This is a genomic window from Planomonospora sp. ID91781, from assembly GCF_015711595.1.
Classification (GTDB): Bacteria; Actinomycetota; Actinomycetes; order Streptosporangiales; family Streptosporangiaceae; genus Planomonospora; species Planomonospora parontospora.
Map to the genome: position 1 here is coordinate 1337756 of NZ_JABTEY010000002.1, position 22026 is coordinate 1359781.

General features: G+C 72.8%; 19 protein-coding genes and 1 tRNA gene. 11 read left to right on the plus strand and 9 right to left on the minus strand.

Annotation, left to right across the window (positions count from 1 at the left end; all coding sequences use genetic code 11):
- The first annotated feature begins 23 nt into the window (after positions 1-23).
- Positions 24-1568, plus strand: coding sequence for an isocitrate lyase/phosphoenolpyruvate mutase family protein (locus HS048_RS37525; RefSeq protein WP_230881873.1), 1545 nt, complete (start codon positions 24-26; stop codon positions 1566-1568).
- Positions 1569-1748: 180 nt separating this feature from the next.
- Entirely contained in the window at positions 1749-3971 is a 2223-nt protein-coding gene (locus HS048_RS25305) for a hypothetical protein (protein ID WP_196468864.1), read from the plus strand.
- Here HS048_RS25305 and HS048_RS25310 read toward each other — a convergent pair.
- Positions 3917-4465, minus strand: coding sequence for an HIT domain-containing protein (locus HS048_RS25310; protein WP_230881874.1), 549 nt, complete (start codon positions 4463-4465; stop codon positions 3917-3919). The two genes, HS048_RS25305 and HS048_RS25310, sit on opposite strands and share 55 nt — an antisense overlap.
- A 172-nt stretch (positions 4466-4637) precedes the next feature.
- On the opposite strand from HS048_RS25310, the gene HS048_RS25315 reads away from it, so the two are divergent.
- Positions 4638-5237, plus strand: coding sequence for an Asp23/Gls24 family envelope stress response protein (locus tag HS048_RS25315; RefSeq protein ID WP_196468865.1), 600 nt, complete (start codon positions 4638-4640; stop codon positions 5235-5237).
- Positions 5238-5364: 127 nt separating this feature from the next.
- Here the strand turns inward: HS048_RS25315 and thrS are convergent, their stop codons facing one another.
- Entirely contained in the window at positions 5365-7332 is a 1968-nt protein-coding gene (thrS, locus tag HS048_RS25320) for a threonine--tRNA ligase (protein WP_196468866.1), read from the minus strand.
- A gap of 173 nt (positions 7333-7505) precedes the next feature.
- On the opposite strand from thrS, the gene dapD reads away from it, so the two are divergent.
- Positions 7506-8483 (plus strand): 2,3,4,5-tetrahydropyridine-2,6-dicarboxylate N-succinyltransferase, encoded by a 978-nt coding sequence (gene dapD, locus HS048_RS25325; RefSeq protein WP_196468867.1) that lies wholly within the window; start codon positions 7506-7508, stop codon positions 8481-8483.
- 3 nt (positions 8484-8486) lie between these two features.
- Positions 8487-9101, plus strand: a complete 615-nt coding sequence (locus HS048_RS25330) for a hypothetical protein (RefSeq protein ID WP_068895427.1) — start codon at positions 8487-8489, stop codon at positions 9099-9101.
- Between the two features lie 216 nt (positions 9102-9317).
- On the opposite strand, the gene HS048_RS25335 is transcribed toward HS048_RS25330, so the two are convergent.
- Positions 9318-10214: a TIGR03564 family F420-dependent LLM class oxidoreductase gene (locus HS048_RS25335; RefSeq protein WP_068895428.1), complete on the minus strand. Its 897-nt coding sequence runs from the start codon at positions 10212-10214 to the stop codon at positions 9318-9320.
- A 202-nt stretch (positions 10215-10416) separates the two neighbouring features.
- Here HS048_RS25335 and HS048_RS25340 point away from each other — a divergent pair, with 202 nt between their 5' ends.
- Together HS048_RS25340 and HS048_RS25345 are read left to right on the plus strand one after the other, a co-directional pair.
- Entirely contained in the window at positions 10417-11763 is a 1347-nt protein-coding gene (locus HS048_RS25340) for an alpha-amylase family glycosyl hydrolase (RefSeq protein ID WP_196468868.1), read from the plus strand.
- 268 nt (positions 11764-12031) lie between these two features.
- Complete coding sequence (locus tag HS048_RS25345) at positions 12032-13540, plus strand: alpha-N-arabinofuranosidase (RefSeq protein WP_196468869.1); 1509 nt, start codon at positions 12032-12034, stop codon at positions 13538-13540.
- Between the two features lie 26 nt (positions 13541-13566).
- On the opposite strand, the gene HS048_RS25350 is transcribed toward HS048_RS25345, so the two are convergent.
- Complete coding sequence (locus HS048_RS25350; RefSeq protein WP_196468870.1) at positions 13567-14025, minus strand: DoxX family protein; 459 nt, start codon at positions 14023-14025, stop codon at positions 13567-13569.
- A gap of 591 nt (positions 14026-14616) precedes the next feature.
- Here HS048_RS25350 and HS048_RS39195 point away from each other — a divergent pair.
- A complete protein-coding gene (locus HS048_RS39195; RefSeq protein ID WP_196469491.1) occupies positions 14617-15015 on the plus strand; it encodes a carbonic anhydrase in 399 nt (132 codons plus the stop codon).
- Here the strand turns inward: HS048_RS39195 and HS048_RS25360 are convergent.
- Positions 14989-15060 (minus strand) — tRNA-Val (locus HS048_RS25360). The two genes, HS048_RS39195 and HS048_RS25360, sit on opposite strands and share 27 nt — an antisense overlap.
- 467 nt (positions 15061-15527) lie before the next feature.
- On the opposite strand from HS048_RS25360, the gene HS048_RS25365 reads away from it, so the two are divergent.
- Positions 15528-15944 (plus strand): SsgA family sporulation/cell division regulator, encoded by a 417-nt coding sequence (locus HS048_RS25365; protein WP_068895435.1) that lies wholly within the window; start codon positions 15528-15530, stop codon positions 15942-15944.
- 64 nt (positions 15945-16008) lie between these two features.
- Here the strand turns inward: HS048_RS25365 and HS048_RS25370 are convergent, their stop codons facing one another.
- Positions 16009-16641, minus strand: coding sequence for a DUF305 domain-containing protein (locus tag HS048_RS25370; protein ID WP_068895437.1), 633 nt, complete (start codon positions 16639-16641; stop codon positions 16009-16011).
- A gap of 51 nt (positions 16642-16692) precedes the next feature.
- Between HS048_RS25370 and HS048_RS25375 the strand changes: the two genes are divergently transcribed.
- Both HS048_RS25375 and HS048_RS25380 read left to right on the plus strand, forming a co-directional pair.
- Positions 16693-18087, plus strand: coding sequence for a hypothetical protein (locus tag HS048_RS25375; RefSeq protein ID WP_307832627.1), 1395 nt, complete (start codon positions 16693-16695; stop codon positions 18085-18087).
- Between the two features lie 173 nt (positions 18088-18260).
- Positions 18261-19160 (plus strand): aminoglycoside phosphotransferase family protein, encoded by a 900-nt coding sequence (locus HS048_RS25380; RefSeq protein ID WP_196468871.1) that lies wholly within the window; start codon positions 18261-18263, stop codon positions 19158-19160.
- 65 nt (positions 19161-19225) lie between these two features.
- On the opposite strand, the gene HS048_RS25385 is transcribed toward HS048_RS25380, so the two are convergent.
- Genes HS048_RS25385 through HS048_RS25395 form a run of 3 tightly spaced genes read right to left on the minus strand, consistent with a single transcriptional unit; the run spans position 19226 to position 21991 of the window.
- On the minus strand, positions 19226-20056 hold the full coding sequence (locus HS048_RS25385) for an aminotransferase class IV (protein ID WP_068895439.1): 831 nt from the start codon (positions 20054-20056) through the stop codon (positions 19226-19228).
- Positions 20053-21063 carry a chorismate-binding protein gene (locus HS048_RS25390; protein ID WP_196468872.1) on the minus strand — a complete coding sequence of 337 codons (1011 nt, stop codon included), beginning with the start codon at positions 21061-21063 and terminating at the stop codon, positions 20053-20055. Before HS048_RS25390 ends, HS048_RS25385 begins: the two co-directional genes overlap by 4 nt.
- A 4-nt stretch (positions 21064-21067) precedes the next feature.
- Positions 21068-21991 (minus strand): LysR family transcriptional regulator, encoded by a 924-nt coding sequence (locus tag HS048_RS25395; protein ID WP_230881876.1) that lies wholly within the window; start codon positions 21989-21991, stop codon positions 21068-21070.
- Between the last annotated feature and the right edge of the window lie 35 nt (positions 21992-22026).

Consider the following 22026-nt stretch of genomic DNA (forward strand, 5'->3'; position numbering starts at 1 on the left):
GTTCCGCACCTAGCGTCAGGTCCATGACGCACACGATGCATGAATTCACCCGTCATACGGACGTGCGCGCGGCGCTTGCCGACCCGGCGCTGGTCCCCGAGCCGCCGGCAGCGGACGGCGGTCCCGTGGGGGCGAGTGTCGCGTGGCTGCGGGCCACCGTGGCCCGATTCAGTTCCGGTGAGCCTCATCGGCGGCGCAGAGCCTTCGTGGAGACCGAGCTCGCCCGGCTGGAGCCCGCCGCGCTGTGGAGCGCAGTGGCGGCCGGCACTGACGGGGAGGTCCGGGTGCGGCTGGTTCATGCCCTCGCCGAGGCCCTGGAGATGCCGCAGCCCAGAGAGGTCACGGAGGCGGTGACCATCGTGGCCGGGGCCTACTTCGGGGGTGCGGACCCGGCCGCGGACGAGGCTGTGGCCCGGCTGGTGGCGCTGCTGGCGCCAGAGGACGCGGACGAGTCCGCTTTGGAGGCCGCCGCCAACCGCATCGGACTGCTGGTGCAGGCGTGCGCGGCGACGGCGGCACTGGTCGATGCCGCGGCCGGCGGCAACGTACCGCTGGCGCGGGTGCTCCGGGAGACTCCACCGGTGCGAACCATGCGTCGCATCGCCGTCCGTGCCACCCGCGTCGCCGGACAGGACATCGCCGATGGCGATGCGGTGCTCCTGGATCTGGCAGCCGCACAGAGTGCGCATCCCGTACCGGTCACTTTCGGCGCCCCGCCCAGGGTCTGCCCCGGCCGAGCCCACGCTCTCGCCCTGGCCAACGGCCTCCTCCAGCGACCGCTGACCGCATTCGCCCATCTGCACCATCAAGCCGCCCCGCTGCTGCTGCCCAACGCCTGGGACTACGCCTCCGCCGCCGCCCTTGCGGCCCAGGGCTTCAACGCGATCGGCACCACCAGCCTGGGCGTGGCCGCGGCCCTCGGACTGCCGGACGGAGCGGCCGCCACCGCAGCGGCGACCGTGGCGCTGGCCCGCCGACTCGGGCGGGGCGCTTTCCTGTTCACCGTCGATGCCGAAGGCGGTTTCAGTGACGACCCGAAGGAGGTGGCCGAGCTGGCGCGACGGCTGTACGACGCCGGCGCGGCGGGGATCAACCTTGAAGACGGCCGCTCGGACGGCACCCTCGCTTCCGTCGAGCTGCATGCCGCGAAGATCGCTGCCGTCAAAGCCGCCGTACCCGCACTGTTCGTGAACGCCCGTACCGACACACACTGGCTCGGATGCCAGGAGGAGAAGACCGCAGAGCGCCTCGCAGTCTACGAACAGGCTGGGGCGGACGGGGTGTTCGTGCCGGGCCTGTCGGATCCGGACGGGATCGCCGCCCTGATAGGGGCCCTCGTCGTGCCGCTGAACATCCTGTACGCACCGACCGGCCCCGACCTCACCGAGTTGGCCGCGCTGGGCGTGCGCAGGATCAGTCTCGGTTCGCTGCTTTACCGCAGAGCTCTGGCGGCGGCCGTGACCACGGCGACCGACATCCGCGACGGCCGGTCGACGGACCTCAGTGCGCCCTCGTACACCGAGGTGCAGGCGACTTCGGTACTCCGTGCAGCCGACTCCGGAACCTGACAGGTGGGCGACGGACAAGCCCTGCCCGTTTCAAGCAGAAAACTGTGGCAGGGAGGCGATTCCCCTACTGGGTGAACCCGGCGGTCCCTTCGCTGGATCCGATGGACCGGCGCGCGATCTTCCCCTACGGTGCGAGCAGTCGATGTGGGAACAGGGCCGCAGGGCCTGAGGAGGTCACCGGTGAGGCGTACGCTGCTCGCATTCGCGCTGCTCCTGAGCGTGCTGTGGCCGGGAGCGGCGCAGGCCACCGCCACGGCCACCGCCTCCGCCTCCGCCGACGAACGGGTGGTGCTGATCGGGGTCCCCGGCCTGCGCTGGAGCGACCTCGACCCGGAGGACACGCCCAACCTGTGGCAGTTGGCCGCGCAGAGCGCCGCCGGCTCGCTGTCGGTCCGCGCGGTGGGCCGGGTGACCTGCCCCTACGACGCGTGGCTGACGGTCTCGGCCGGGATCAGGTCCGCCGTGGGCTACGCCTGCGGCCTCCCCCCGGTGCCCGAGCCCGCCGACGGGGGCGGCGCGGTCATCCCCGGCTACGACTACCTGCTCGAGGTGGCCGGGCAGCGGAACTCCGGGACCCTCGGCGAGGCCGTGCACGCCGCGGGGGACTGCACGCTGGCGGTCGGCCCGGGGGCGGCGCTGGCCCTCGCCGACCGGGCGGGGAAGGTGGACCGCTACGCGCCCTCACCCGCCCAGATCCGGGCGGACGCCTTCGCCGCGTGCCGGGTGGCCGCGGTCGACGTGGACGACCTGATCCGGCCCTACCTGGGCGACGGGCGGCTGCCCGCCGTCGAGGACGCCCTCACCCCGCAGCAGCGCGCGGACGCGCTGCGGCGGGCCGACGTCAAGACCGGCGCGGTGCTCAGCGCGCTCCCCGAGGACACCACCGTGCTGCTGGCGGGGCTGTCCGACCACGGCGCGCAGCCGCACCTGCGGGTGGCCCTGATGCGCGCCGGGGCGGAGGTCCGGGACCGGTTCCTCGGCGCGGCCTCCACCCACCGCGAGGACGTCACGATCCTGCCGGACATCACCGCCACCATGCTCTCCGTGACCGGGATCCCGGTGCCGCCGTCGGTGGTCGGCACGCCCTGGGCGGCGGGTGCGGGCCGTACCGGCGGGATCGCGGCGGCGCGGGCCGAGCTGCACGACGCCGACGTGGCCGGTCAGGCGATCCGGGAGATCGGCGGTGCCTTCTTCACCACCGTCGCCGTGCTCCAGGTCGTCTTCTACGCCACCGCCTTCCTGCTGCTGCGCCGGGGGCGCGGGCTGGGCCGGGTACGGCTGGCCGCCCTCGTCCTCGCCTCGCTCCCCGTCTCGACGTACCTGGTCAACCTCACCGACTGGCACCGCGCCGGGACGCCGGTGCTCTCCCTGGCCGCGGGGATCGCGGTCTGCGCGCTGCTGCTGGCGGCGGCGGCGCTGGCGGTGCCCTTCCTCTGGTCGCGCTCGCGCGCGCTGGCAGCCCGCCGGGGCCGGCGCGGCGGCCCCCGGTCCCGCTCCCGGCGTGCCGCCCTGCGCCGGGGCAGCCCGCTCGGGCCGCTGGCGGTCGTGGCGGGGGTGACCGCGGCGGTGCTCGCCGGCGACCTGCTGACCGGGACGACCCTGCAGCTCAACAGCGTGATGGGATACTCGGCGGTGGTCGGCGCCCGCTACTACGGCCTGGGCAACATCCCGTTCGCGCTGTTCGCCACCTCGGTGCTGCTGCTGTCGGCGACGATCGCGCACCGGCTGGCGCGCCGGGGCCGCCGGGCCGCCGCGATGGCGGTCTTCGCGGTGCTCGGCGGCTCGGCGATGATCCTGGGCGGCTGGCCGGGCGTGGGCAGCGACTTCGGCGGCGTGATCGCGTTCGTGCCGGGCATCGCGGTGGCCGCGCTGCTCGTCGGGGAGCGGCGGGTCTCGATCGTCAGGCTCGGGGCGCTCTGCGCGGCGGGCGGCGTCACCGTGATGGCGATCGCCTACCTCGACCACCTGCGCCCGCCGGCCTCCCAGACCCACCTCGGCCGGTTCGTCGGCCAGATCTACAGCGGCGAGGCGCTGGACGTCATCGGCCGCAAGTTCGGCGCGATGGTGGGCACGCTCCTCAGCCCCAACCTGATGCCGATCGTGGTGGCCGCGCTCGCGTTCCTCGTCTACGCGCTGCTGCGGCCGGAGAAGGCCACCGCCGGGGTGCTGCCGGCCGCGTTCGCGTACTCCCCGGCGCTGCGGGCGGGCCTGATCGGCACGCTGGTCAGCGGTGTGGTGGGCATGCTCGTCAACGATTCGGGCGCGGCGGTGCTGTCCATGGCGCTGGCACTGGCCGTGCCTCTGGTGCTCTCGGTGGGCGTCGCGGCGCTGCGCGACGGCGGCTCGCCCTACGCGTCGGGCCAGCACCCGGCCAGCAGCGACCTGGTGTCGCGGAGCAACTGAGGCAGCACCTTGGTCTGGCCGACCACCGGCATGAAGTTGGTGTCGCCGCCCCAGCGGGGCACCACGTGCTGGTGCAGGTGGGCCGCGATGCCCGCGCCGGCCGCGTCGCCGAGGTTCATGCCGACGTTGAAGCCCTGCGCGCCGCTGGCCTTGCGCAGGGCGGTCAGCCCGCGCCGGGTGAAGTCGGCGAACTCCGCGGTCTCGGCGGGGTTCAGGTCGGTGTAGTCCGGAACGTGCCGGTAGGGGCAGATCAGCAGGTGACCGGAGTTGTAGGGGTAGAGGTTGAGGACCGCGTAGACGGCCTCGCCCCGGGCCACGATCAGCCCGTCCTCGTCGTCCAGCTTCGGGATCTCACAGAACGGGCAGCCGTCCCCCGGACCCGAGCCGGTCGGCTTGTTCTCGCCCTTGATGTACGCCATCCGGTGAGGGGTCCAGAGCCTTTCGAACGCGTCCGGCGTTCCCGCTCCCCGCTGGAGCTCTGGCTCGTTGCTCATGGCGGCCAGCATATTGCCCGGCGGATCCGTCCGGTCAGGTGCCTCCCCGCCGCCTGCCCGCTGCTCCCCGGGGGGCGACCGGTGGGGCTCCGGGGACCGCTGTGACGGCGGGGCGGGGGATAATTCCGGCAGAGTCCCAGCGAGCGTGACAGATCACAGCCGAGGAGCACCAATGACGACCGACGTCTCCGCCGCGGAATCCGTCGAGGACACCGTCGAAGCCGCAGGAACCGCGGAGGGCATCGAGGACATCGCGTCCCCCGCGGAGACGACCGCGGTGACGCCCGCGATCGCGGTGGCGGACCCCGTGGCGCCCGCCGTCCGCCCGTTCTCGCTCGGCCTGTCCGTGGCCTCGGCCCCCGAGCCGGTGTCCGCGGCCGTGGTGAAGGGCCGGATCAAGGTAGCCGACGAGGTGGTCGAGAAGGTCGCCGCACTCGCCACGCTGGAGGTGACCGGGGTCGCCGACCTGGGCGAGGACGCCGGCCACCTGGCGCAGGCGCACCGGGAGCGCTCCGGCGCCCGGCGGGCCGGCCGGGGTGTGGGCGCCCACGTCCAGGACCGGACCGTCGCCGTGGACGTGGCGATCGTGGCCGAGTACGGCCACGTGGTCATGGACGTGGCCAACGAGGTGAAGACCAACGTGGCCCGCACGGTCAGCCGGATGCTGGGCATGCGGGTCGTCGAGGTCAACGTCACCGTCGACGACGTGCGGCTGCCCGGCGAGCCCGGTTCGGGGGGCACCGGGGACGGCGTCCCGGACGCGGACGCCTGAGTCCCGGAAGCCCGCGGCCCGGACGTCCGGAACCGGGCCGCGCCGGACCCGGCGGATCGCGGACGTGCCCGACCGGACCCGCGCAGGCGGGCCGGGCCCCGTACGGGGTCCGGCCCGGCCGCGGAGGTCAGACCTGGACGCGGTTCTCGATCGCGGCGACGATCTCGTCGATCGCCTGGTCGACCGGGACGCCGTTCTTCTGCTCGCCGCTGCGGAAGCGGAAGGAGACCGCGCCGCCCGCGATGTCCTCGTCGCCCGCCAGCAGCATGAACGGCACCTTGGCCTTCTGCGCGTTGCGGATCTTCTTCTGCATCCGGTCGTCGGAGGCGTCCACCTCGATCCGGATGCCGCGCTCGCGGGCCCTCTCGGCCACGTCCCGCAGGTAGGGCACGTGGGCCTCGGCGATCGGGATGCCGACGACCTGGACCGGGGCGAGCCAGGGGGGGAACGCGCCCGCGTAGTGCTCGACCAGGACGCCGAAGAAGCGCTCGATCGAGCCGAACAGCGCCCGGTGGATCATGACCGGCCGCTGCCGCGAGCCGTCCGCGCTCTGGTATTCGAGCTCGAAGCGCTCGGGCAGCATGAAGTCGAGCTGGATGGTCGACATCTGCCACGAGCGGCCGATCGCGTCGCGCGCCTGGACGGAGATCTTCGGCCCGTAGAACGCCGCGCCGCCCGGGTCGAGGACGAGCTCCAGCTGCTCCGACTCGGCGACCTCGCGCAGCGTCCGGGTGGCCTCCTCCCAGGTCGCGTCGTCGCCGATGGACTTGTCCGGGTTCTTGGTGGACAGCTCCAGGTAGAAGTCGCTCAGGCCGTAGTCGCGCAGCAGGTCGAGCACAAAGCGGAGCAGCGAGGCCAGCTCGTCGCGCATCTGCTCGCGGGTGCAGTAGATGTGCGCGTCGTCCTGGGTCAGGCCGCGCACGCGGGTCAGGCCGTGCACGACGCCCGACTTCTCGTAGCGGTAGACGGTGCCGAACTCGAACATGCGCAGCGGCAGCTCGCGGTAGGACCGCCCGCGCCCCCGGAAGATCAGGTTGTGCATGGGGCAGTTCATCGGCTTGAGGTAGTATCTCGCGCCCTCGAGCTCCATGGGCGGGAACATTCCGTCGGCGTACCAGTCCAGGTGGCCGGAGGTCTGGTAGAGGTTCTCCTTCGTGATGTGCGGGGTGTTGACGAAGGAGTAGCCCGCCTCGGTGTGCCTGCGCCGCGAGTAGTCCTCCATGAGCTTGCGGATCATGCCCCCCTTGGGGTGGAAGACCGGCAGGCCCGAGCCCAGCTCGTCGGGGAAGGAGAACAGGTCGAGCTCGGCGCCGAGCTTGCGGTGGTCGCGCTTCTCGGCCTCCTCCAGCAGGTGGAGGTATTCGTCCTGCTTCTCGCGCGACTCCCAGGCGGTGCCGTAGATCCGCTGCAGCTGCGGGTTCTTCTCGCTGCCCCGCCAGTAGGCGCCGCCGGAGCGCATCAGCTTGAACGCCGGGATGGACCGGGTGCTCGGCACGTGCGGGCCGCGGCACAGGTCCTTCCAGCACAGTTCGCCGGTCTTGGCGTCGAGGTTGTCGTAGATGGTCAGCTGGCCCGCGCCGACCTCGACGCTCTCCTCGTCGGCCGCGCCGCCCTTGAGGCCGATCAGCTCCAGCTTGTACGGCTCGGCGGCGAGCTCGGTGCGCGCGTCCTCGTCGGAGACGGGACGGCGGGAGAACAGCTGCCCCTGCTTGACGATCTCGCGCATGCGCTTCTCGATGCGCTTGAGGTCCTCGGGGGTGAACGCGGCGGCGACGTCGAAGTCGTAGTAGAAGCCGTTCTCGACCGGCGGGCCGATGCCGAGCTTCGCCTCGGGGAAGATCTCCTGGACGGCCTGGGCCATGACGTGCGCGGTGGAGTGGCGGATGATCGCCCGGCCGTCGGCGCTGCCGGCCTCGACGGGCTCGATCGCGTCGCCGTCGACCACGGCCGCCGCGAGGTCCTTCAGCTCGCCGTTCGCCCGGGCGGCGACCACGGAACGGCCGTCGGCTCCGAGGACGTCGCCGTACGTCGTGCCCCCGGCCACCACACGCTCGGCTCCGGCGAGGGTGATGCGAAGTTCTGGCACGGCAGACACGGTTGCTCCTTCGATGAGTGGTCAGAAAACCGATGCTACCGGTGACCGCAACGCGAATTCCCGGGCGTTCCGCCTGCGGCGCCCCGGGCGGCGCCCTCCGCGGGAGGGCGGGCCCCGCCGTCGGCGAGCCCGTCCGCGGCCCGCTCCCGGGACATCATTTAGTCTTGGTCGCTGTGAACGCAGCAGCTCAGACTTCCGGCGCCCACGGCGTCGGCATCGCGACCATCACCCCTGACGGGACCGTGCTCGACACCTGGTTCCCCTCGCCCCGGCTGGGCGAGCCCTCCGCACCGGGCACCCGGCGACTGACCGCGCAGGAGGCCGCCGAGGCCCTCGGCCCGGCCGCCGCCGCGCTGCTCGGCCCCGACGCCGACCGCGGCGTGGAGGTGGTCGCCGTGGAGACCGGGATCGCCAAGCTGTCGGAGCCGCCCGCCGACGCGCACGACGCCTACCTGCGCCTGCACCTGCTCTCCGCGCGGCTGGTCAAGCCGCACGGGCAGAACCTCGACGGCGTCTTCGGCCTGCTGAGCAACGTCGTGTGGACCAACCACGGCCCCTGCGCGGTCGAGGGCTTCGAGGAGGTCCGGCTCCGGCTGCGCGCCCGCGGGCAGGTGACCGTCTACGGCATCGACAAGTTCCCCCGGATGGTCGACTACGTGGTGCCGACCGGCGTGCGCATCGCCGAGGCCGACCGCGTCCGGCTCGGCGCGCACCTGGCCGCCGGCACGACGGTGATGCACGAGGGCTTCGTCAACTTCAACGCCGGCACCCTGGGCACCTCCATGGTGGAGGGCCGCATCTCGGCCGGGGTCGTCGTGGGCGACGGCTCCGACGTCGGCGGCGGCGCCTCGATCATGGGCACCCTGTCCGGCGGCGGCAGGCAGGTCATCTCCGTCGGGCAGCGCTGCCTGCTCGGCGCCAACAGCGGCATCGGCATCTCCCTGGGCGACGACGTGGTGGTGGAGGCCGGTCTCTACGTCACGGCCGGGACCAAGGTCACGCTCCCCGACGGCACGGTCGCCAAGGCCGCCGAGTTCTCGGGCGCCTCCGGGCTGCTGTTCCGCCGCAACTCCACCACCGGCGCCGTCGAGGTCGTCCCCCGCCAGGGCACCGGGGTGGAGCTCAACAGCATCCTGCACGCCAACGACTGACCGATGGCGGGCCAGGGAGCGGCGCCGGACTCCAGGATCGGCGCGACCGTCGCACGGTGGGTGACCGACGTCTTCTCGCCCCAGGCGCTGGTCATCGGTCTTCCGCCGGTGGTCGGCCTGGCCACGGGCGGCTGGCCGGGCGCGGCGTGGGGGCTGATGGCCTCGGTGCTGTGCGGCGGGGTCCCGGCCGGGGTGATCCTGGCCGGGGTGCGCTCCGGACGGCTGGACTCCCACCACCTGGTCGACCGGGCGAGCCGGACCAGGCCGCTGCTGGTGGCGATGGTCGCGGTGGTCGTGGCCCTGGTGCTGCTGGCCTCCCTGGGCGGGCCGCCGCTGCTGATCGCCACGGTGGCCGCGATGCTGGCCGCCCTCGCCCTGACGGTCCCGATCACCCTCCGCTGGAAGATCTCCTTCCACGCGGCCGTGTCGGCGGGCACCGTGGTGGTGCTCGCCCACACGCTGCCGGCCGTACCCGCTCTGGCGGCGGGTGCGCCGGTCGTCGCGGTGATCTGCTGGGCGCGGGTGCGGCTGCGGCACCACACCCCCGCCCAGGTCGCCGCCGGGGTGGTCACCGGCGGCGGTTCGGCCTGGGCGACCCTGGCCGCGTTCGGCGTCTGACCGCCGCGCCCAGCGGCTCCCCCGGAGACCGTACGGCGCGCCTCGGTGCCCGCGGCTCAGAGGGCCGTACGGCGCGCCCCGGTGTCCGAGGCTCCCCGGACACCGTACGGCGCGTCCTGGCAGGCCCGCGCCGTACGGCCCGGTGCCGGGCCGGGGGAAGCCCGCCCGGCACGGAGGCGGCGGAAGCCCGGTGCGACGCCAGAGGAGGGTCTCACGTCAGAGGAGGGTCTTGAGGAACCGCCGGGTCCGGTCGTCGGAGGCGAACTCGGCGGCGGCGAAGTCGGTGACCCCGGCCTCGGCGAGCGTCGCGATCTGGGCGGCGACGGTCTCCTCGTCCCCGACGATCGCCACGTCGGCCGGACCGGCCGCGCCCTCCCGGTCGAGCACCGCCCGGTAGGACGGCAGCTGCCCGTAGACGGCGAACACCTTCGCCGCCCTGGCCCGGGCGGCCTCGACGTCGTCGGTGACGCAGACGGGGAGTGCGCAGACGATCCGCGGCGCGGGGCGGCCCGCGGCCCGCGCCGCCTCGGTGACGGCGGGGGCGATGTGCTCGGCGACGGTCCTGGGGCCGGTCATCCAGAGCACGGTGCCGTCGGCGACCTCGCCGGCCAGCTTGAGCATCCGCGGGGCCAGGGCGGCGATGAGGACCGGCATGTCCCCCGCGCCGGGCGTGCTCAGGCCGATCCGGGCGGTGATCGTCTCGCCCTCGAAGGCGACGTTCTCCCCCCGCGCCAGCGGCATCAGCACCGACAGGTACTCGCGCATGTGCCGGGCGGGCCTGTCGTAGCTGTAGCCGAACATGCCCTCGATCACCATCTGGTGGGAGAGCCCGATGCCCAGCGTCAGACGGCCGTCCAGGGCGGCGTTGGCCGTGAGCGCCTGCTGGGCCAGCGCGGCGGGGTGGCGGGGGTAGGTCGGCACGACCGCGGTGCCGAGCTCGATCCCCGGCACCGCGGCGCCGGCCACGGCCAGGGCGGTGAGCGCGTCGAGCCCGAAGATGTGGGAGACCCACGCCGAGGTGAAGCCCTCATCGGCCCCGCGGGCGATCTTCTCCCGCAGTTTGCCGAGCACATCGGGGGACTTGGGCTCGTTGATGAACAGGCCGATTCGCATCGCTACCGAACTCCATTCTGGTGGTTCGGGCCAGTGTAGGACGCCTTCCGCAGATAACCGAAGATTGTTCCGCTTGGACCGTTCCTCCCCGCTCCCTCCGGTCCCGGGCGGCCCGCATGCGGGCGCGCGGACGGGGCACGGGTGACGTCCGGGACGGGGGTTCACTGCGAGAATCAGGTGACCGCAGGCAGGGAGGACGACCGTGGCACCGTGGGCCGAGCACGCGATCTGGTGGCAGGTGTACCCGCTCGGGTTCACCGGCGCCGAAGCGACCGCGCTCCCGGACGGAACCCCCGTCCGGCACCGGCTGCGGCACCTCGAGGCCTGGCTGGACTACGCCGTCGAGCTGGGCTGCTCCGGCCTCCAGCTGGGGCCGGTCTTCGCCTCGGAGAGCCACGGGTACGACACCGTCGACCACTTCCGGATCGATCCGAGGCTCGGCGACGACGCCGACTTCGACCGGCTGGTCTCCGCCGCCCGCCGCCGGGGCCTGCACGTCGTCCTGGACGGCGTCTTCAACCACGTCGGCCGGGGCTTCGAGGTGTTCCGGCGGGCCGGCGCCGACCCGGCCGCGGCCGCGTGGTTCCGCCGGGCGCCGGGCGGGGCGGACTACGACACCTTCGAGGGCCACCATCACCTGGTCGCCCTCGACCACGGCGAGCCCGCGGTGCTCGACCACGTCGTGCGCGTCATGGACCACTGGCTCGGCCGGGGGGCGTCGGGCTGGCGGCTGGACGCCGCCTACGCGGTGCCGCCGCGCTTCTGGCGCGAGGTGCTGGACCGGGTCCGGCCGCTGCACCCCGGCGCCTGGTTCGTCGGCGAGGTCATCCACGGCGACTACGCCGGGTACGTCCGGGAGAGCGGGCTGGACTCCGTCACCCAGTACGAGCTCTGGAAGGCGATCTGGAGCTCGATCAACGACGGGAACCTCTACGAGCTGGCCTGGACCCTGGAACGCCACGGCGAGCTGCTCGCGACCTTCACGCCCCTGACCTTCGCCGGCAACCACGACGTGACCCGGCTGGCCAGCCGCCTGGACGACGACCGCCACCTCGGCCACGCGCTGGCCGTGCTGTTCACCGTCGGCGGCGTGCCCAGCGTCTACTACGGCGATGAGCAGGGCCTGCGGGGGATCAAGGAGGACCGGGCCGGCGGGGACGACGCGGTCCGCCCGGCCTTCCCCGGCCGCCCGGACGAGCTGCCCGGCTCCGGATGGCCCGTCCACCGGCTGCACCGGCGCCTGATCGGGCTCCGCCGCCGCCACCCGTGGCTGACCGGGGCCCGCACCACCCTGCCGCACCTGAGCAACCGGGCCGCCGCGCTGCTCTCCACCGCCCCCGCCGGCCCGGACCGCCGGCTCCTCACCCTGCTCAACCTCGGCGACGAGCCCTACCGCTTCCCCCCGGAGACCTTCACCGGGATCCTCACCGGGACCTCCCCCGGCGGGACCGCACGGCTCGCCGTCCTCGAGTCGTCCGACCCGCCCGCCGCCCCGGGAGACCCGGCCCTGGTGCCCGCCCACGGCTGGGCCGTCCTCGGCGGACGCTGACCCGCCCCGAGACCGCCCCGGCGCGGGGCCGGCGCCTCGGCGGGCGGCTTCCCGCCCGCCCCGCGCGCAGGCCACCGGCTCTGTCGTCCTGCGCGGCGGTTCTCCCGTCCCCCGGCCGCCCGGCCGCTCCGGTTAGGGCCGACCCCTTGACCGCCGCTTGTGATAACGCTAACAATCGGGCGGCATCGGCCCACCGCCGCCGAGCCGGCCTCCGGACCGGCCGCGGGCCCGGGCCCGCCCACAACAGCACCGACAGGGAGCAGCTTCCGTGCAGCAGGCACACGTCACGCTCGATCCGGCCTTCCGCATCGCACCGGTGCACCGCCGTACCTTCGGCGCGTTCGTCGAGCACCTCGGCCGGTGCGTCTACACCGGCATCCACGAGCCCGGCCACGCCACCGCCGACGAGGACGGCTTCCGCCGCGACGTGCTGGAGCTCACCCGGGAGCTGGGGGTGACGACCGTCCGCTACCCGGGCGGCAACTTCGTCTCCGGTTACCGCTGGGAGGACGGCATCGGGCCGGTGGAGAACCGCCCCCGCCGCCTCGACCTGGCCTGGCACAGCACCGAGCCCAACCACGTCGGCCTGGACGAGTTCGTGCGCTGGGCGCGCAGGGCCGGGGTGGAGCCGATGATGGCCGTCAACCTCGGCACCCGGGGCATCCAGGAGGCGCTCGACCTGCTGGAGTACTGCAACCTGGAGTCCGGCACCCACTGGTCGGACCTGCGCCGCGCCAACGGCGCCAAGGAGCCCCACGCGATCCGCATGTGGTGCCTGGGCAACGAGATGGACGGCCCCTGGCAGATCGGCCACAAGACGGCCCGCGAGTACGGCAGGCTCGCCGCGGAGACCGGCCGCGCGATGCGCATGCTCGACCGCGACCTGGAACTGGTCGCCTGCGGCAGCTCCGGCTCGTCCATGCCGACCTTCGGCGCCTGGGAGGCCACCGTGCTGGAGGAGACCTACGACGTGGTCGACTACGTCTCCTGCCACGCCTACTACGAGGAGCACGACGGCGACCTGGCCAGTTTCCTGGCCTCGGCCGTCGACATGGACCACTTCGTGGAGTCGGTCGTGGCCACCGCCGACAGCGTCCGCGCGCGGCTGGGCGCCAAGAAGCGGATCAACGTGTCGTTCGACGAGTGGAACGTCTGGTACATGTCCCGCTTCCAGAACGCAGAGCCCCCCGCGGACTGGCCGGTCGCGCCGCCGCTGCTCGAGGACCACTACCACCTGGCCGACGCCGTGACCCTGGGCGGCCTGCTGATCTCGCTGCTCCGCCACAGCGACCGGGTGACGGCGGCCTCCCTGGCCCAGCTGGTCAACGTGATCGCCCCGATCATGACCGAGCCGGGAGGCCGGGCCTGGCGGCAGACCACCTTCCACCCGTTCGCGCTGACCGCCGCGCACGCCCGCGGCGAGGTCCTGCGCGTCGAACCGGTCTCCCCCGTCCACGAGACCGCCAGGTACGGCGAGGTCCCCCTGCTCGACGCGGTGGCCACCCGGGACGCCGAGACCGGGGAGACGGTCCTGTTCGCGGTGAACCGCTCGACGAGCGAGCCCCTCGAACTGACCGTGGACTCCCGCGGCCTCGGCGCGGTGGCGCCGACGGCGGCCGTCACCCTGTCCGGCCCCGACGTCTACGCCCGCAACACCGCCGACGACCCCGACCGCGTCGCCCCCCGGCCGCTCACCGGCCTCACCGCGGACGGCGGCACGCTGCGGGCGGTGCTGCCCGCCGTCTCCTGGAACATGATCCGCCTGTCCGGCGCCTGAGTCCCCGCCGGCGGTGGTGGCGTCCCTCAGGCGCGCTCGGCGCCCATCCGGGCCGCCGCCACCGGCGGATGCGCCGTCGCCTCACCGCGGTCCCGGTGCAGGAGCGCGTCGAGCGCCCAGGGTCCCGGGCCGAGCACCGCGACGAGGAAGAACGACCAGCAGAACAGCGCCGCGAGCTCTCCGCCGTTGAGCAGCGGCAGGAGGTGCTCCGGCTGGTGCACCACGAAGTAGGCGTACGCCATCGAGCCGGAGCAGATCAGCGCGCTGATGCGGGTGAGGAGCCCGGTGAGCACCAGGGCCCCGAAGACCAGCTGGATCAGCGCCGCCCACCACCCGGGCCAGGCGCCGAACTCCACGGCCTGGCCGGTGCCGCGGTTGCCGCCGAGGACGCCGAAGATCGACGCCAGCCCGTGGAACAGGAACAGCAGGCCCGTCACGGCGCGGAAGAGCGAGAGCACTGGCCCGGAGAACCGGTCGAGCTTCATGAGGTCACCCCTTGTCTCGTGGCGGTCGGTGCCCGTCGCCGCGCGGGCGGATCCGAGCCGTCCGAACGCACCGGGAAATCACCATCAGACATGGCGTCCAATACACCGAAAGCATTAGTACGGCCATTCACTGGTTCTTCTCAGCACGCACCGACCGTCGTTGAAAGTTCAACTGACTCACCAAAGGGTGCGATCCCTGGCACTTATTGTCAACCACCAGTACGGCCTCCGCCTAGGGGAGAGCGTGACCCACAACCCCCGCCCACCTGGCCTTACACCTTCCCAGCTGCCCTTTCACCAGAGCGCGAACGGCAATTCGCCTGATTCGCCATCACATATCCGATGAAAATTTCCCGGCGCATCTCATCATTCGGACTACTGTGAAAAGTTTCGGAACTCCGAGACGCTCCGGGCCCATCCGGGGCCGCGATGAAATGGCACGTTCCAGAGGCTTTCCGGTCCCGATCCCCGCCCGTGCCCACCGTCGGCGACCGGGCCGGCAGACACGGGCGGGCGGTTCTCGATCCTGTCCGGACGCCTCCATTGCCGGGGCCCTGCCCGGAACGGGAAGGAGTCAGGCCATGACTCTTCCTGCCTACGGCCCGGGGCGGCGAACGCTGCCGGCCGGCGCCATGTCCCTCGCAACGACCTGCCTGGCCGGTCAGTGGGACCCCGCTGACCGTCGTACTCGGCCACCAGCGGTGCGGCGCGGTCTCCGCCACCTACGAGGCCCTGCGGGAAGGCAGGCCGCTGCCGGGCGACCTGCAGGCGATCGAGCAGGCCCTGCGGCCGGCGTACGAACAGACCGTACGGGAGAGCCACGCCGGTCCCGTCGAGGCGATGACCAGAGCCCAGGTGAGGTTGACGGCGGACGGCCTGCGCGGCCGGGTGAGAGGTCCGCGACAGCGGAAAGGCCCGCCGGTTGGTGTCAACCGGCGGGCCTTGACCTGCGTCTTACCTGTGTGGGCGATACTGGGATCGAACCAGTGACCTCTTCGGTGTGAACGAAGCGCTCTCCCGCTGAGCTAATCGCCCGCCCTGCCGGCCCCTTGCGGCGCCGACGTGGAAAACCATACATCAATCCGGGACCGGTGGCGAAACGACGTGCGTGACGGCATGATCTTGGGCGTGGCGGCACGGGGGCGGCATGTCGGGAGGCAAAGGTCCGCGGATGGCCCCGGTGGGGGGCTACGGTGTCATACCATCATCCTGATCCGCAGAAGTACCGTACGACCCGAGCTGGACCCCTTCGCCCAGGACGCCCCTCCAGGGGAGTCGACCGTGATGGAAACGATGCGCAAAACCCTTGGAAATATGACGCGGTTGATGACGTTTGGCCAGGCTGATGCCCAAATGTCGCACTGTGATGTGCGTTACAGAAGGGCCCGGAGGCGGAATCTTTCCTACGGGCCCCGTCGTTGCGCGTCATAGCCATGGACGAAGCCCGTCACAGCAGTGATAGCCCCGCAGAGGGGACCGACGACGAAAAGGTTTGGCTGACGATGAACAGCACCACCGTCTCTGCCGAGCTGGGCCTTCGGCTTGTGGTCCCCGACCGTAGCACCGTCCCCCTGCTCGCCGGACTGAGCTACACGGCCGACGATCCGTACGCCATCAGGATGGCCTTCCACGTGGGCAACGACGAGCCCGTGGAGTGGATCTTCGCCCGCGAGCTGCTGACCGTCGGCATCGTGCGCCGGGTCGGCGACGGCGACGTCCAGGTGTGGCCCGCCCGCGCCGACGGGGAGCGGACCCTGCACATCAGCCTCACCTCGCCGTTCGGCCAGGCTCTGTTCGAGGTCCCGCTGGCCCCGCTCACCGAGTTCCTGCACCGGACCTACGAGCTGGTCCCCGCGGGCCGGGAGACCGACTTCATGAACCTCGACTCCGAGCTCAGCAACATGCTCTGGAGCTCCTGACCACCCGGCTCCGCCGCCCCCGGCGCAGCGGCCCGCCCCGGGTCGCCGCGATCCGGTCCGGCGCCTACCTGCCGAGCATCCCGCGCATGCGGGCGATCTCGATGCCCTGACCGGAGACGACGTCGCCCGCCATGGCGATCATGGCCCGGTCCGTGCCCGTCCTGAGCTGTCGCGACGCCATCGTCACCGCGGCCTCGTGGTGACGGATCATCAGGGTCAGGAAGAGCTCGTCGAAGGCCGCGCCCCTGGCCGTCCTGAGCCGGTTCATCTCCTCCGGGGTGACGGTGTGGTCGTCGTGCCCGCCGTGACCGTCCTGGGGCCGGCCGACCGATTCCAGCCATGAGGTCATGGCCGCGATCTCGGGCCGCTGCGCCGCACCGATCCGCTCCGCGAGCGTGCGCACCTCCTTCGACGACGACCGCGCCGGGACCAGCTCCGCCATCTCCAGGGCCTGGCGGTGGTGCGGGATCATGCCCTCGGCGAACCGCACGTCCGCCGCGCCCACCCGGGCCTCGGACTCCCCCAGCCTCTCGCCCGGCGTCGCCGTACGGCCGGCGTCCCCGGGACCGCCCGGCACGATGACCGGTGCGCCGGTGCCCGCCACCAGCGGCGATCCCGCTCCTGGCGCGGATGCCGCGCACCCCGTCACGACCGCCGTCCCCACGATCGCGACCAGGACGAGACTCGAACGGCACATAATCCCCATAACATCAATAATGCGGTAAACATTCGAATCAATGGGGGCACTGTGCGATCAACCGTGGCGTTCGCGCTGGCGGCGATGCTCGTGATGGCGGGCTGCGGCGCGAACTCCGAACCGCCGGACTCCGGTACGGCCGCGCCGTCCGCCGCCGGCTCCAGCGCTCCGGCCGCGTCGGCGTCCGCTCAGCCCGACGCCGGCGACGTGCTGCACAGCGCCAACGTCACCCACGTCGCCAACATGCCGCCGCAGCCGCCCCTCGACGGCCCCCAGTCATGGGGCACCGACCTGGCCTTCCAGGGCGACCACGCGTTCGTCGGCAACTACGACGGCTTCACCGTGTTCGACATCTCCGACCCGGCCAAGCCCGGCGTGGTCAGCCGGGTGCTCTGCCCGGGCGAGCAGAACGACGTCTCGGTGACGGGGAACCTGCTCTTCCTCTCCGTGGACACCCCGCGCGGCGGCCCTGCATGCGACGCCGCCCAGGGCGGCGGCCAGGAGGGAGGCGGCTGGGAGGGCATCCGCATCTTCGACGTCTCCGACAAGGCCCATCCGAAGTTCGTCTCGGCCGTCAGCACCGCCTGCGGCTCGCACACCCACACCCTCGTGCCGGGGGAGAACGCCGAGACGGTCTACCTCTACGTCTCCTCCCCCGGTCCGGAGCCGGGTTCGGCCACCTGCCCCGCCCCGCACAACATCTTCTCGATCGTCGAGGTGCCCGTCGGGAACCCCGCGGCGGCGAAGGTGGTCGCCAAGCCGGTGATCTCCGAGCCCGGCGCCGAGGCGGAGATCGGCGGCTGCCACGACATCACGGCCTACCCGGAGAAGGACCTCGCCGCCGCCGCGTGCTTCGGCGACGGCATCCTGCTGGACATCTCCGACCGGATGAAGCCCAAGGTGCTCCAGCACGTGAGCGACGAGGAGAACTTCTCCATCTGGCACTCGGCCACCTTCAACAACGACGCCACGAAGCTCGTCTTCGGTGACGAGCTGGGCGGCGGTTCGGGCGCCACCTGCGACCGCGGCACCCCCCGGACCAAGGGCGCGAGCGCCGTCTACGACCTGAGCGCGGACCGCAAGCTCACCCGGCGCGCCTACTTCAAGATCCCCAGGGAGCAGCAGCCCGGGGAGAACTGCGTCGCCCACAACGGCAACCTGCTCCCGATCCCCGGCAAGGACGTCATGGTCCAGGCGTGGTACCAGGGCGGGGTGTCGGTCTGGGACTTCACCGACTCGGCGAACCCCCGGGAGATCGGCTTCTTCGAACGCGGCCCGGTCAGCACCCTCGGCGGCTCCTGGTCGGCCTACTACTACAACGGCCACATCTACTCCAGCGACATCACCAAGGGCCTGGACGTGCTCCGGATCGACGACCCGCTGACCGACCCGGCCGGGAAGGCGTCGCTGAAGGAGCTGAACCCGCAGACCCAGACGTCCTACTAGACGGGTGGGTCCGGAGCCCGGTCAGTGGTCGTCGGCCGCGCACCGACCCTCGGCGCCCTTCGCCGTGTCCGCTCCCGGCTTCAGGGCTCACTCGTCCATAACGTGCCGCGAAAGCGGTGGCCGCCGGAAAAGCGGTTGACGCCCGTCGCCGTCCGGCGGTCGGATGACGTGCCATGAGCACAGGGCGGATGCATCCCGGCATACATCCCATCGACGACGACCTCGTACGGCGACTGGTCGCCGGGCAGTTCCCGTGCTGGGCTGGGCTGGCGGTGGAGCGGGTGCCGTCCGGCGGCACGGTCAACGCCATGTACCGGCTGGGCGACGACATGGTCGTACGGCTTCCGCTGGTGAAGGGCGGGGCCGACGACGTGTCGGTGGAACGGACGTGGCTGCCCCGGCTCGCACCCCGCCTGCCCGTGCTCATCCCCGAGGTGCTCGGAGCCGGGCGGCCCGCCGGCGGATATCCGTGGCCGTGGTCGGTGTACCGGTGGCTCGAGGGGGAGAACCCCGAGGCGGGGGCGCTGAGCGAACCCGTCCTGCTGGCCGGGGACCTGGCCGGATTCGTGGCGGGGATGCGGAGCATCACCCTGCCCGGGGCGCCGCCGGCCCACCGCGGCGGGCCGATCGCCTCACTCGACGCGCAGACCCGGGCAGCGATCGAGGAACTGCGCGGGATCCCGCAGGAGGGCGTCGACTGCGACGCCGCCGCCGCCGTATGGGAGGAGGCGCTGCGGGTCCCGGACTGGGACGGTCCGCCGGTGTGGCTGCACGCCGATCTCATGCCGGGCAACCTGCTGGTGGACGACGGCCGGCTGACCTCGGTCATCGACTTCGGTTGCCTGGGGGTGGGTGATCCGGCGTGCGATCTGTTCCCGGCGTGGAATCTGCTGCCGGCCGATGCGAGAGAAGTCTTCCGCGACGCGCTGGCCGTGGACGACGCGACCTGGATCCGCGGCCGGGGGCGGGCGCTTTCGCAGGCGCTGATCGCGCTGCCGTACTACCGGAGGACGAACCCCGCGATGGCGCACAACGCCCGGCACGTGATCCGGACGGTGCTCGGCGAAAGCTGAGGCATCCCGCTTCGCGCCGGGCACCGGACCGGTCACGGCCGTTCGTCGACCGCCGCGTCCGGCCGTCACGGGTCGAGGTCGTCCGCGGCGCGCTCGGCGAAGATCCGCATCGCCTTGACGGTGATCGGGCCCGGAGCCGCCGGGAGCACGGCCCCGTCGACCGTCCGGATCGGCTGGACGTCCCGGGTGGTCGAGGTCAGGAACGCCTCGTCGGCCTCGCGCAGCGCTGCGAGCGGGACGTCCTCCTCGACCCCGCCGCACCACTCCAGGGTGAGCGCACGGGTGACGCCCGCCAGGCAGCCGGCGGCGAGGGTGGGGGTGATCAGCCGGCCCTCGCGCACGATGAAGACGTTGCTGCCGGTGCCCTCGCAGAGGTTCCCCGCGGTGTTCCCGAAGATCGCCTCTCCGCCGCCCCTGGCCTTGGCGTAGAAGAGCGCCTTGGCGTTCTCGCCGTAGGAGGTGCTCTTCACCCCGGCCAGCGCGCCGTGCTCGTTGCGCGGCCACGGCACCACGGCGACGTCCGCGGTGGCGGGGAAGGGTCTCTGCTCCGCGACGACGATCACGGTCGTGGGGCCCTGGTCGCCCCGGTCGGAGCCGAGAGGGCCCGGACCGCTGGTGTGGGTGATGCGGATCCGGCCCAGGGCCCAGGAGGGCGCCTGGGCCAGGCAGGCCCGTACGCCCTCGGCGATCGCGTCGGTGTCGGGCTCGGGCATCTCCATCCGCCGGGCGGAGAGCCGGAGCCGCTCCAGGTGGCGGGTGAGCGCGAACGGGGCTCCGCCGACGCACTTGACGGTCTCGAACACGCCGTCGCCGACCATGAGGCCGTGGTCGAAGACCGAGACGGCGGCCTGCGCCGGATCGGTCAGTCTCCCGTTGACCCACACGGGAACGTTCATCGGAAATCTCCTTCAGGGGTGGAGGCGAGCGCGATGAGCCGGGACGCCTTCAGCTCGGTTTCCTGCCATTCACGCCGCGGATCGCTCCCCCAGGTGATGCCCGCCCCCGTGCCGAAGCGGATCTCACCGGAGGAGAGCCAGAACGTGCGGATTCCCACGGCCAGCGACGCCCGGTGCCGATCGGCGTCGACCCAGCCCACCGCACCACAGTATGGCCCCCGCGGCTCGGGTTCGAGCTCCTCGATGATGCGCAGGGCGGAATACTTCGGTGCGCCGGTCACCGAACCCGGAGGGAACGTCGCGGCGAACAGCTCCGGCCAGCCGGCCTCCGGTGCGAGGCGGGCCCGGACCGTGGAGACCAGGTGCACCAGCCCGGGATGCTCCTCGACCTCGCACAGCGCCGGGACGCTCACCGAGCCCACCGCGGCGACCCGGCCCAGGTCGTTGCGGACCAGGTCGACGATCATCACGTTCTCCGCGTGGTCCTTGTCCAGCAGGTCCGCCGCGGTGGCCCCGGTCCCTTTGATCGGCCGGGACTCGATCACGTCGCCCTCCCTGGACAGGTAGAGCTCCGGCGAGGCGGAGACCACGCTCAGCCCCGGCAGGCTGACCGTGGCGGCGTAGGGCGCGGGGTTGCCCTCCGCGAGCCGTACGGCCAGGGCCGCCGGGTCCGGGTCCCCGGTCAGCGGCGCGGTGAGCACCCGGCACAGGTTGGCCTGGTAGACGTCGCCGCGCTCGATCCGGTCGCGGATGCGGCGCACGCCCTCCTCGTAGGCGGCGCGGTCGAGCGAACTGCGCCACTGCGACGGGTGCGGGCCGCGCCAGGGCCGGCGCGGCGCGGGCAGCGGCGCGGCCCGGACGTCGGCGAACCGGGCGCACGTGACCTTGCCCTCGTAGTCGACCACGACGGCCCACCACCCCCGGCCGTCGAGCGCGGACAGGTCGGTGGTGACGTCGAGGAGCCGGGTGGCCAGGTGACCGCCGACGTGGGCGAACGAGTCGTGCACCCTCCTATTGTCCCGCCTGTCCCGCCTGCCGCCGCAGGAAGCCCGCCAGCGCCCGGGCCGCGGGCAGGGCGGTGCGCGGCAGCGCCGTGAAGACGGTCCGGCGCGGCGCGGACTCCCCCAGGGAGCGGACCACCAGCTCGGCGGGCACGGCCCGCGCGGCGAGGGCCGGCACCAGCGTGACGCCGAGGCCGGCGGCGACGAACCCGAACTTGCCCGTCCACTCGCTGATCCTGACGCTCGCGCGCGGGGTGAAGCCGGCGCGGGCGCAGGCATCGGCGAGCATGGTCCGCCCGCCCGGCGGGGGCGCCTCGATCCACGTCTCGTCCCGCAGCTCGCGCAGGTCGACCCGGTCACCCGCCGCCAGCGGATGGTCGCGGGGCAGGGCGACGAGCAGCTCGTCGCCGGTCAGCTCGGTGAACTCGATCCCGTCGTCGCCGTCGCCGCCGCGGGGCAGGCCGGACGGGTAGTCGCTCACCACGGCGACGTCCAGACCGCCCTCGCGCATCCGGCGGAGCAGGCCGCCGCTGGGACCCTCCACCGGGGCGAGCTCGACCTCGGGGAACTCCCGCCGGAAGGCGCGCAGGGCACCGGGGACCAGCGCGACGTTGGCGGTGGCGAACGCGCCGACACGGACCCGGCCCCGGTGGCCGCCGTGGATCCCGGCCAGGTCGTCCGCGGCCCGGGACAGACGGTTGAGGACGGCGCGGGCGTGCTCCCAGAGCAGTTCCCCGGCGGGCGTCGGCCGTACGCCGCGGGCCAGCCGCTCGAACAGCGGGCCCCCGGCCTGCCGCTCCAGGGAGGCGATGCGCCGGGAGACCGCGGACTGGGTGTAGTTCAGCTCGGCGGCCGCGGCGGTGAAGGACCCCGTCCGCGCGACGGCGTCGAGCAGGAGCAGGGCGTCGGTCTCGAACACATTCCCCCCATGCATGTCTTCCATGCAAAGTAGTCGCTGGTGGAATGGCA